The organism is Streptomyces sp. NPDC005195, assembly GCF_040608315.1.
In the GTDB taxonomy this organism is placed as follows: domain Bacteria; phylum Actinomycetota; class Actinomycetes; order Streptomycetales; family Streptomycetaceae; genus Streptomyces; species Streptomyces kaempferi.
On record NZ_JBEXHZ010000090.1, the window covers coordinates 1 to 10521 of the forward strand.

Here is a 10521-nt window from a genome sequence, read left to right on the forward strand (position 1 = left end):
GCCCTGTCAAGAGCCCTCGGCAGCCCGCAGGCGTCCCCTCCGCGACGGGTACGAAAGAAGGTGCGTGGCGATGCCCACGGCAGTGCAAGTCAGGCCCTCTGGCCAGAGCGGCGGTACGAGGTGACACTCACCGCGGCGGCCCGTCGCCTTGTGTCCTACCCAACCGTGGATGGGCCCGACGTCATGACTGTGTGGTTCGAACGGCAGCAACGGATCGCAGGCCATCCGGTCCCGGCACAGGATGCTCGCCGTGTTCCGCAGATGCGCCGGCTCGTCGCCGCCCGGCTGCGTCTGTGTGGATTACCTGAACTCGTTGAGCCCATGGAGCTGTTGACGAGCGAGCTGGTCACCAACGCGCTGGAGCACGGAGACGGCCCGGGGGTGTCTCTGCTCCTCTCCTGTTCAAGCGAGACCGTCCGGCTGACGGTCGACGACGGCTCGCGAGAGAGTCCCCGGCTGGGAGCACCGGAGCTGGATGCCGAGAGCGGGCGGGGACTGTGGATCGTTGAGTCCATCACTTCCGAGTACAGCGGCTCCTGGGGTGTCAGCCCCGACTGCACGAAGACCTGGTGCTCTCTCACAGTGCCCGTAGCGAAGGAACCTGCCGTCTGATGGCCGCTTTGGAGTTCACGCCGGCGCAGCAGACGTCAGCGGCCGCACCGGCCATGGACATGGGTGACCTCGCGGAGCAGGTTCGCTCGCCCAGGCACTCGCAACGCGCGGGCGCCGCCCTTCCTCCTCCTTCAGTAACTCGAAGCCCCCGCGCGCCCCCGGCGCGAGCCCGGCCTGTCGGGTTTCCACCGTGGTGCGCACACGACAGACCTCGTGCCCAGACCCAATTCCTCCAGCCGTCAGGCCTGTTCGAGGCCGCACGGGAGACAGACTGATGACGAATCACCGCACCAAGCGCGAGGTCTCAGCAAATCGCGCAGCAGTTATCGCCCATAAGGCAACCGTGGTCCGCCGATACACCTACGAGGGTGCGTCTATGGCGACGCTCTGCCGTGACTACGGCGTGGGAATCGAATGGCTGCGGCGGCAGCTCGATGTCTGGGACGTACCCCGGCGCACGCACGTACGAACTGCCCATGCAACCAGGCAGGAGACATCCGTCGATGAGACGGAGCGGGCGGCGCTTGCTCGGCGTCTAGCGGAGCCCGGCCTGCTCGAGCAGAGCCTCGTCATCGATCTCCGCTCAGCCCGGGGATCCGGCGCAGGCGCGACACGGCTGGCGGTACCCGTGGGCGGGGTTCGCGTGGCGGGGGAAGTCACCGTCGGGAACTGGGGCGAAGCACTGCTCGTCATTCTGCAGCTGGAAACACATCCAGAGCGGTATCCCAAGGTCCGCCAACGTAAGCCACTCGGCTCACCGTGGGAGCCGAGAACCATCTGCTGGGGTGCCCCTACACCCGTCGATGACTGGCCCACCCGAGGCCGCATGTTCGGCTACCACGAAACCGGGGTCATCGAATACACCGCTGCGCACACCCCGTCCTCCACGCCCATCGTCCAGCGCTGACCGCAAGCCTTTCGACGCTCCATGGCCCTGTGCCACGTGCCAGGCACGCCTCTTTAGGCTTGCACCCCGCCGCCGGGTCTCCGCGGCGTCGGCGAGCTCGCCCGGCAGAGCGTGCGCGAGCCGGGATCGCAGGGCCCGTTCGTGTGCGGTCGGCTGACCCCGCTTCCAAGATCCCGCTGGCTCGTTTGCCCCGCCGCTGGGGGCCGGCACAGGACCGCGCCGACGCCAGGCTCCCCTCCCCTGGCCGGCAGGCGGCGGCGCGGTCCGCACCACAAGACCTCCCGCCCGCAAGGACGGAAGGCGGATCCGGTTCCCACAGGGTCCGTGGCACCACCGGCGTGAGCGTCCGCTCCCGCCGTACGCACTGAATTGCAGGAAGGAAGAAGCCGTGGAGAAATCCAAGTCTGAAATTGCCGCGCAGGCGGGGCCCGGGCAGCCGCTGGGCGTCGCAGCCGAGCTCGTAGAGCCGACCGGTGCTGTCCGTATCGAGGACGTCGAGGACGAAGGTCCCTGACCCGGACCTCGGCATTACGGCTGCTGTGACGTGTCAGCCAGGCCCGGTGACGTCACCGGCATGACGGCCGCCGTCGCGCTCGGGCTGCAGCACTACGGAAGTGCCCCTCAGCATCACAGCGAGGGGCACTTCACTTCCTTAACTTCCCTCCGCCCGAAGGAGAGCCTTTCAGTGATCCACCTGTACGTCGGGCCCACCCTGCCCCCAGAAGAAGCACTCCTGCACAACCCGGCCCTACGCGTTCTGCCCCCGGTAGGCCACGGTGACCTGTTCGACCCTGAGATCGCCGCCGGTGACACCGTGGTCATCATCGACGGTGTCTACCACCATGCGGCCGCCCTGCGGCACAAAGAGATCATGGCCATCATGCACCGCGGCGTCCGCGTCATCGGCGCCTCCAGCATCGGAGCCCTCCGCGCGCGTGAGCTGTACCCGTACGGGATGTGCGGCGTCGGCACGATCTACCACGCCTACCTCACCGGCCAGATCACCGCGGACGACGAGGTCGCCGTCGGCCAGGACCCGGACACCGGGCGCGCGTTGACATGGCCACTGGTGACCTGCCGCTACGTCATCAGCCTCGCAAGGGAACAGCGAGTCATCACGAGCAGGGAGGCATCCGGGCTGATGGAAGCACTGCGCGGTATCTACTACCCGCAGCGCACCGCAGCCGTCGTGCGGGCCGTCTGCCGCCGCCACGGCACGAGCGCTTTCATCGATTGGGTCGACGAACGGCGCGCCGCCGAGCCGCACTTCGGTGACATCAAGCATGCCGACGCGCTCCAGGCCGTGCACACCGCCCAGTACGGGCCTGACCTCTGCCGCAGCGTTCCGCGGGAGCGGCACTTCGACACCGGGTACTTCCTGCGGTGGAGCAACCACTTCGCCGCACGGAACATCGATGGTCTGGGGCTGCCCACCGCACTGTGCCTCCTCTACCAGCAAGTGTTCGACCCGAAGTTCCCTGAGGTGTGGAACCGTCACCTCGAGCAGCTCTCCCGTCACCCCGCCGACGCCGGCCCCGGGATGCCGCTGGCCGAACGCCTGGCCCATCTCACCGGCGAGGACGCCGGCGGGACCCTGCCCGTGCACGCCGCCTTCCGGATACCAGTCGACCTGCGCGACACCGAGACGGTCGCCCGGCTCCTGGCCTGCGAGACCGGCCCGGACCGGATGTCGATCCTCCGCTACCTCGCCGCAAACGACGACGCCCGCCGGGCGACCCCCGGCTTCCTGCCCGAGACCATCAACGACAGCCGGGCCGTCCGCACCCTCTGCGGTCTGTGGCGGTGCAAGTTCTCCGGTCTGGAGGACGCGGCGGCCGCCCGCGGCCTGCGCAGCGCAGCGCACGCCATCGATGCCGTGAAGGTCTTCCTCGCCGGCTTCTTCCGCGACCAGGCCGAACTGGCACCCGAAACGAAAATGGAGGCCGCCCCCTATGAGTACTGACACCGAGATCATCCCGCTCGACGGCACCGTTCGAGCCCGCACCCCCGACGACACCTGGGCCGCTCTCGCACCCCACCTGGGCCGGTACGGGATCACCCGCGTCGCCGACCACACCGGCCTCGACCACCTCGGCCTGCCCGTGTGGACCGCGATCCGCCCCGCCGCTCACACCCTCACCGCCTCCCAGGGCAAGGGCGCCACCGACCGGCTCGCGGCGATCTCCGCCGTCATGGAGGCTATCGAGCTGTGGCACACGGAGCAGCCTCTGACCGTCGACCACCGCGCCAGCGCCCGCCACGTCCCGCTCAACTACCCCCTCGACGCCCTCCCGCTGCGCGTCCCGCCCGAGGACCTGAAGGCGCTACGGGGCTTCAACCTGCTCCCGCAGGAATGGACGGCCGGCACCGGCCTCATCACCGGCCAGTCCCTCCTCGTCCCCAGCAGACTCATCTCCCGCGCCCCGCACCCGATGTGGGCCCCGGACATCTGGCGGACCACCAGCACCGGCCTGGCCTGCGGCAACAGCAGGGATGAAGCACTCGTGCACGCCCTGTGCGAAGTCATCGAGCGGCACACCCTCTACACCGACGAACGCACCGGCGGTGCACTGCGGACGTCCGTCGACCCGGCCACCGTCCACGACCCCTACGCCCGCAGCCTCATCGACCGGCTCCAGCACGCGCACACCGTCCTCGAACTGTTCGTCGTCGACAGCGCCTACGCCCTGCCCGTATGCCTGGCCTACCTGTGGTCCGAGGACTACCCGGCTTTCTTCGCGGGCGCCGGGTGCCACATCGACCCGCACATCGCGCTGGCCCGGGCCATCACAGAGGCGGCACAGTCCCGCCTGACCTGCATCGCGGGCCTCCGCGACGACCTCGCCAGCCGCGACGAAGTCCTCGCCGCCCCGCAGCCCCTCCCCCCGACGAACACCCGGCCCCACCTGAGGTGGGACAAGGCGACCGCCGCCACCCCGGCCGCGGTCCCCGCATCCATCGGTACGTTCGAGGACCTGGTCCAGCTCCTCGCCGCCCGTCTGAGCAAGGCGACAGGCTACGAGCCCATTGCCGTGACTCTTTCCCAGGCCGACGAACCCCTCACCGCGGTCAAGGTGATCGCTCCCGGTACACGCTCCCGCACCCGCAAGACCATCCCGCGATGACCCACACCCTCACCGCCCGCGAACGGGAACAGGGCGAGCGTTTCGACGCCTTCTACGCCGCCCGCGCCGCCAGCCCCCTCGTCGCCGCGCTGTATGCCGAGGCGATGGGAGACACCTACCCCCACGAGGCCGCGCCGTTCAGTTCCTGCGACTGGGCCGTCCTTGCCGCCATGGTCTCCCGCCTCCGGCTCCGGCCCGGCCAGCTCCTCGCCGACATCGGGTGCGGGACCGGAGGCGTCGGCCTGTGGCTCGCCCGCGCCCTGAACACGCAGCTCATCGGTGTCGACGTCTCCGCCACCGCAGTACGGCTGGCCACCGAACGCCGTGCCGCCTTCATCCCGACGGACCGTGCCCGCTTCCACATCGGCAGCCTGGAGACCACCGGCCTCACCGACCAGTCCGTCCACGGACTCGTCTGCATCGACGCCTTCGCAAACGCCGACGACCACCCCGCTGCCCTGCGCGAGTTTCACCGCATCCTCAAACCCGGCGGCCGCGCCGTCATGACCCGCGCAATACCCCACCACGACCGCCACAACCTCCAACAGCACACCAGCGCGGCCGGACTCACCCTCGAACACACCGTCAACCGGCCCGAGGAACCCGCGGTTTGGCGCCGCCTCTACACACTATGGCTCACCCGAGAGACCGACCTGCGACACGAACTCGGCCACGAGCAGGCAAACAACATGATCGCCGAGGCTCAGCGCATGCTGCCCCGCCTCAACACCCGCCAGGCCCTCGTCATCACACTCACGCGCCCCCTCACCACGGCCGCTGGATAGGGTGCCGAAGACCAGTGCAGAAGGAGAATCAGCAGATGACCCGGGTAGCAGTGCTCTCCGCAGGATCATGGGGCACAACCATGGCAAGCGTGTTCGCCGACGCCGGCAACCACGTCACCGTCCACGCCCGACGCCCCGAGGTCGCCGACGCGATCAACACCCGCCACGAGAACCCCCCATACCTGCCGGGCATCGCGCTCGCCGCCTCCCTGCGCGCCACCACCGACCCCGCCCAGGCCCTCGACGGCGCCGAGCACGTGGTCCTGTCGATCCCCGCCCAGACGCTCCGCGACAACCTCGCCGCCTGGGCCCCGCTCATCCCTCCAACCGCCGTGGTGGTCAGCCTCATGAAAGGCATCGAGACCCACACCGGCCTGCGGATGAGCCAGGTCATCGCCGACAACACCGGCATCACCCACGACCGCATCGCAGTCCTCTCCGGCCCCAACCTCGCCCGCGAGATCGCCACCCGCCAGCCCGCCGCATCCCTCGTCGCCTGCAGCAACGAGACCGCCGCCACCACCCTCCAAAAAGCCTGCCACACCCCCTACTTCCGGCCCTACACTGCCACCGACGTCACCGGCTGCGAACTCGGCGGCGCCGTGAAGAACGTCATCGCGCTCGCCGTCGGCCTCGCTGCCGGAATGGGCCTGGGCTACAACGCCCACGCCCTGCTCATCACCCGCGGACTCGCCGAAACAGCCCGCCTTGGCATCGCCCTTGGCGCCGACCCCCTCACCTTCTCCGGCCTGGCCGGAGCCGGCGACCTCATCGCCACGTGCACGTCACCACTCTCCCGAAACCGCACCTTCGGCGAACACCTCGGCCGAGGCCTGAACCTCACCGAGGCCACCACCGCAACCCGCCAGACCGCCGAAGGCGTGAAATCCTGCCACGCCATCCTCGACCTCGCACACCGAAACGACATCGAGATGCCCATCACCGAAGTCGTCACAGCAGTCATCGACGGAAGAACCACCGTCCAGGAGGCCACCAACCTCCTACTGGCACGCACCCCCAAACCGGAGCACTACGAGCATCCGACAGTCAAGACGCACTGACACCAGCCGAGAACATCCCCCTACCGACGGCACCCGACCCATGCTCTCCACCTGGAGCAAGCACACCGGTCTGTCAAACGAACGCCCCTGGCTCACATTCGGTGTACCCGCACGACCCACGCGAAGGCGAGCACGGGCTGACGGTGCTCTCCTGCCTCGGCTCCCAGGTCCTCGCCTCCGTCGACGGCGACGGTGAACTGCCCAACCTGGCTCGATCTCGGCGCCCTCAAGGGCCGCCGCATCGCCCTCGGCACGCAGTTCTCCTCACCGCGCGCCGCCGTGCAGGCTTGTCCGTCCGAGCGCCGCGCGTGGCCTCGCATGCCTTACGCGGCACGCGGATGGGCCCGGGGGGCGTGTCAGCGATCTGGCTCTGTTCCGTAGTCGGTGGTGACGCTGAGTCTTCGCCTGTCACCATGAGATATGACTGAGACCAACTCCCTTGTAGGTGTGGTGTTTTCCGGGTTGTCGGCGCTGATCATCGAGGATGTGGAGGACTGCGGTGAGGTAATCCGGGTGACCGCCCGAACCCGGGATGTTCCCGCGCCCTGTCCGGTGTGTGGGGTGGTGACGGGGAAGGTGCACGGGTATCACGTCCGGACGTTGGCGGATGTGCCGGTGGACGGCCGGCAGGTCGTGGCACGTGTCCGGGTGCGGCGGCTGGCCTGTCCGGTCCTGAGCTGCCGACGGCAGACCTTCCGTGAGCAGGTTCCTGGGCTGATCGAGCGCCTTCAGCGCCGCACCACGCGTCTGACCAGGCAGGTCTCGGAGGTGGTCAAGGAGTTATGCGGGCGGGCGGCTTCCCGTCTCACCCGGTTCCTGGCCACGCCCCTCTCCTATGCCACCTCCCTGCGCCTGCTGCGGCGCATACCCCCGCCGACGGTCCGCGTCCCACGGGTGATCGGGGTCGACGACTTCGCCCTGCGCCGTCGCCACCGATACGCCACGATCATCATCGACGCCGAGACCGGGGAGCGCATCGATGTCCTGCCCGACCGCGAGGCCGCCACATTGGAGGCATGGCTCCGTGGGAAGAACGAGGTCGAGGTCGTGTGCCGGGACGGCTCGGCCACCTACGCCGAGGCGATCCGCCGGGCACTACCGAATGCGGTGCAGGTCAGCGACCGCTGGCACCTGTGGAAAAACCTGTGCGACAAAGTACTGGCCGAAGTCCGCGCTCACGCCCCCTGCTGGGCCACCATCAACCCACCCCGCCCGGCGGCATCCGTGAGCAGACCACCCGGGAGCGCTGGCACAAAGTCCACGCCCTCCTCGGCCAGGGCGTCGGCCTGCTGGAATGCGCCCGCAGACTGGACCTCGCGCTGAACACCGTCAAACGCTACGCCCGCAACCCCGAACCGTCCGCCGACCGCATCGCCCCCCGCTACCGACCCACCCTGGTCGACCCCTACCGCGACCACCTGCGCCGGCGCCGGTCCGACAACCCGGCCGTCCCCGTCACCCACCTCCTGCATGAGATTAGGGAACTGGGCTACACCGGCAGTGCCAACCTGCTGGTCCGCTACCTCAACCAGGGCCGCGCCGAAGGCGACCGCCCCGTGACAACCCCCCGCCACCTCGCCCGGCTCCTGCTCACCCACCCCGAGCACTTGCGGACCAAGGACACCGAACTGCTCGGCCTTCTCACTGCGGCCTGCCCCGAGATGACCCAGCTCACGTCCCTCATCCGCGACTTCGCTGCCCTGCTGACGCCAGCCAGTGGCAACGACTCCAAGCTCACCGAGTGGATCGCCCAGGCCCGCGGAACCGACCTGCCCCACCTACACAGCTTCTGCAACGGCCTGGAGCTCGACCGTGCCGCTGTGAACGCCGGCCTGACCCTGCCCTGGAGCAACGGCCGCACCGAAGGCGTCAACACCCGGACAAAGAGGATCATGCGGCAGATGCACGGCCGAGCAGGATTCGACCTCCTCCGGCACCGCATCCTGCTGCAATGACAACCACAGACCGTCACCACCGACTACGGAACAGAGCCGTTAAATTGGGCGTGTCAGCGATCTTGTGTAAGTCGGTTGGTTTCATTGGATGCTGAGCCGGTCCTCGAAGAAGAGTGAGAACTGGTTCAGTGCCTCTTTCCAGTGTGCGGCGACGTGGTTCGCGTCGCGCGCTTTGGGGTTGATCTGCTCGCGGACCGCGAGGTAGAGGACCTTCAACGCGGCTTGTGCCGAGGGGAAGTGGCCGCGGTTGCGGGTGGCTTTGCGGAGCCTGGAATTGATCGACTCGACCATGTTCGTGGAATAGACCACCGTCCTTATGGCCGGCGGGAACGCCAGGTAGGGCGTGAACTCCGGCCAGGCCGACCGCCAGAGGACATCGCATAGTGCCCCTCTTCGCGGCGTTTCTGAGGACACGCTCCTGGTCACGCATCCGTTCCATCCGTTGGCGGGGCGCCGGTTGCGTGTATGCCGCGTGGTGCGCCGCTTCAGCGGTCTGGTGTTCATCTGCGCTGCCGGTGACGGCGTGACGGTGACGCTCCCGCAGGGGTGGACGGACCGCGGCCCGACGCCGGGTGAGAACCGGCTTGCAACTGACGGGCTCGGTGCGCTGTCTGCGCTGGTGGATGCCCTGATGAGCCGTGGTGTCGAGGCGAGGGAAGGTGGATCCTCGTAAAGGGTGCCCTTCTTCTTGGCGTTCGAAGCCCGGGCATTGGTGACGGACGGTGACCGTGGTGGAGGACTGGAGCCGGAGCGTCATGCTGCTGGTCGCGAACATGCTCGAGTCCTCGGTGCGAGGGGAGGGGAACGGAGGTGAGCGGGCTGCAGAAGATCACGTCCTCGCACCGGTCGAGGCAGGCGCTGATCTATGTGCGGCAGTCAACCTTGCTGCAGACACGGGAGAACACCGAGTCGACTGCCCGCCAGTACGGGCTGGCCGACCGCGCGCGGGAAATCGGCTGGGCCCCGTGCGACATCGAGGTCGTGGATGCGGACCTGGGGGTTTCGGGTCGGTTCTCCGGAACGCGGGCCGGATTCCAGCAGTTGATGTCGCGGGTCTGTCTCGGCGAGGTCGGCGCGGTCTTCGGGCTGGAAGTCTCCCGGCTTGCCCGTTCCTCGGCCGAGTTCGGCAGACTGCTGGAGTTTGCGCGGCTGACCGACACCCTCCTGATCGACGCCGACGGTGTCTATGACCTCGGCGATTTCAACGACCGCCTGGTGCTGGGCCTGAAGTCCACGATGAGCGAGGCCGAGCTGCACATCCTGGCTGGACGCCTGCAGGGAGCCCGCAAGGCGGCCGCCGAGCGTGGGGACCTGCGGCTGCCGCTGCCCGTCGGCATGGTCCATGCCGATGACGGGACCATCCTGGTGGACCCTGATGAAGAGGTGCGAGCCGCGGTCGCGGACATCTTCGCCTACTTTGACCAGCACGGATCCGCTCTCGCCGTGGTTCGCGCGTTCGCCGGACGTCGCTTTCCCCGCCGGGATACCGGGGTGTGGGACGGGCGGCTGGCCTGGGGACGGCTCACCCATGGCCGGGCCGCCGCAGTACTGAAGAATCCGGTCTATGCCGGGGCCTATGCCTTCGGTCGCTCGGCGAGCTCTCGTAAGGTGCGGCCTGACGGCACTGTCGTCACCGTCGTCAACCAACGGTCCCGCGATCAGTGGGCCGTGCTGATCTGTGACCATCACGAGGGCTATATCTCCTGGCAGCAGTATCTGCAGATCGAGGCGAAACTGGCCGCCAACCGCACCCGTGCGAAGGCCCGGCCGCCGCGCGAGGGGGCGCCGGTATGTCAGGGCATCATCTTCTGCGGCTCATGTGGCTTCCCGATGAGCACCCGTTACCGGCGTGCGGACGGCACCGCGGACTATGTGTGCACCCGGGCCCGCAGCGATGCGCTCCTCACACCGGGCTGCCACTCGATCGCCGCCGCGGCCGTCGACCCGCAGGTGGTCGACCTGCTGCTGGCCGCGCTGACACCCGAGCAGGTGGACCTCGCCCTGGCCGCGGCCGATGAGGTCCACCACCGCCACCAGCGCTCGCACCGGGCCGCCGAACTCGCCGCGGAACGGGCC

General features: G+C 68.6%; 10 protein-coding genes and 1 pseudogene. 10 read left to right on the plus strand and 1 reads right to left on the minus strand.

All coding sequences use genetic code 11. From position 1 onward, the window contains the following. Positions 1-183 precede the first annotated feature (183 nt). The 8 genes and pseudogenes from ABZV34_RS34890 (at position 184) to ABZV34_RS34925 (ending at position 8445) form a co-directional block, all read left to right on the plus strand. Positions 184-612 carry an ATP-binding protein gene (locus ABZV34_RS34890; protein WP_356285890.1) on the plus strand — a complete coding sequence of 143 codons (429 nt, stop codon included), beginning with the start codon at positions 184-186 and terminating at the stop codon, positions 610-612. 274 nt (positions 613-886) lie between these two features. Continuing rightward, the gene (locus ABZV34_RS34895; RefSeq protein ID WP_356285867.1) at positions 887-1519 is read left to right on the plus strand and encodes a DUF6302 family protein; all 633 of its coding nucleotides are present in this window, start codon (positions 887-889) and stop codon (positions 1517-1519) included. A gap of 388 nt (positions 1520-1907) precedes the next feature. Then, on the plus strand, positions 1908-2033 hold the full coding sequence (locus ABZV34_RS34900) for a hypothetical protein (protein WP_356285870.1): 126 nt from the start codon (positions 1908-1910) through the stop codon (positions 2031-2033). Between the two features lie 171 nt (positions 2034-2204). After that, positions 2205-3482, plus strand: coding sequence for a TfuA-like protein (locus ABZV34_RS34905; protein WP_356285873.1), 1278 nt, complete (start codon positions 2205-2207; stop codon positions 3480-3482). Further along, on the plus strand, positions 3472-4644 hold the full coding sequence (locus tag ABZV34_RS34910) for a YcaO-like family protein (protein ID WP_356285876.1): 1173 nt from the start codon (positions 3472-3474) through the stop codon (positions 4642-4644). Before ABZV34_RS34905 ends, ABZV34_RS34910 begins: the two co-directional genes overlap by 11 nt. Further along, positions 4641-5429 (plus strand): class I SAM-dependent methyltransferase, encoded by a 789-nt coding sequence (locus tag ABZV34_RS34915; RefSeq protein ID WP_356285879.1) that lies wholly within the window; start codon positions 4641-4643, stop codon positions 5427-5429. Before ABZV34_RS34910 ends, ABZV34_RS34915 begins: the two co-directional genes overlap by 4 nt. Positions 5430-5464: 35 nt before the next feature. Next, a complete protein-coding gene (locus tag ABZV34_RS34920) occupies positions 5465-6490 on the plus strand; it encodes an NAD(P)H-dependent glycerol-3-phosphate dehydrogenase (RefSeq protein ID WP_356285882.1) in 1026 nt (341 codons plus the stop codon). A gap of 450 nt (positions 6491-6940) precedes the next feature. Beyond that, positions 6941-8445 (plus strand): annotated as a pseudogene (locus tag ABZV34_RS34925) (ISL3 family transposase). Between the two features lie 81 nt (positions 8446-8526). Here the strand turns inward: ABZV34_RS34925 and ABZV34_RS34930 are convergent. After that, the gene (locus tag ABZV34_RS34930; protein ID WP_356285885.1) at positions 8527-8949 is read right to left on the minus strand and encodes a transposase; all 423 of its coding nucleotides are present in this window, start codon (positions 8947-8949) and stop codon (positions 8527-8529) included. Between ABZV34_RS34930 and ABZV34_RS34935 the strand changes: the two genes are divergently transcribed. Together ABZV34_RS34935 and ABZV34_RS34940 are read left to right on the plus strand one after the other, a co-directional pair. Further along, positions 8864-9118, plus strand: a complete 255-nt coding sequence (locus tag ABZV34_RS34935) for a DUF5372 family protein (protein WP_356285893.1) — start codon at positions 8864-8866, stop codon at positions 9116-9118. The two genes, ABZV34_RS34930 and ABZV34_RS34935, sit on opposite strands and share 86 nt — an antisense overlap. 137 nt (positions 9119-9255) lie before the next feature. Beyond that, the coding region (locus ABZV34_RS34940; protein WP_356285888.1) for a recombinase family protein at positions 9256-10521 on the plus strand (1266 nt) is incomplete at its 3' end.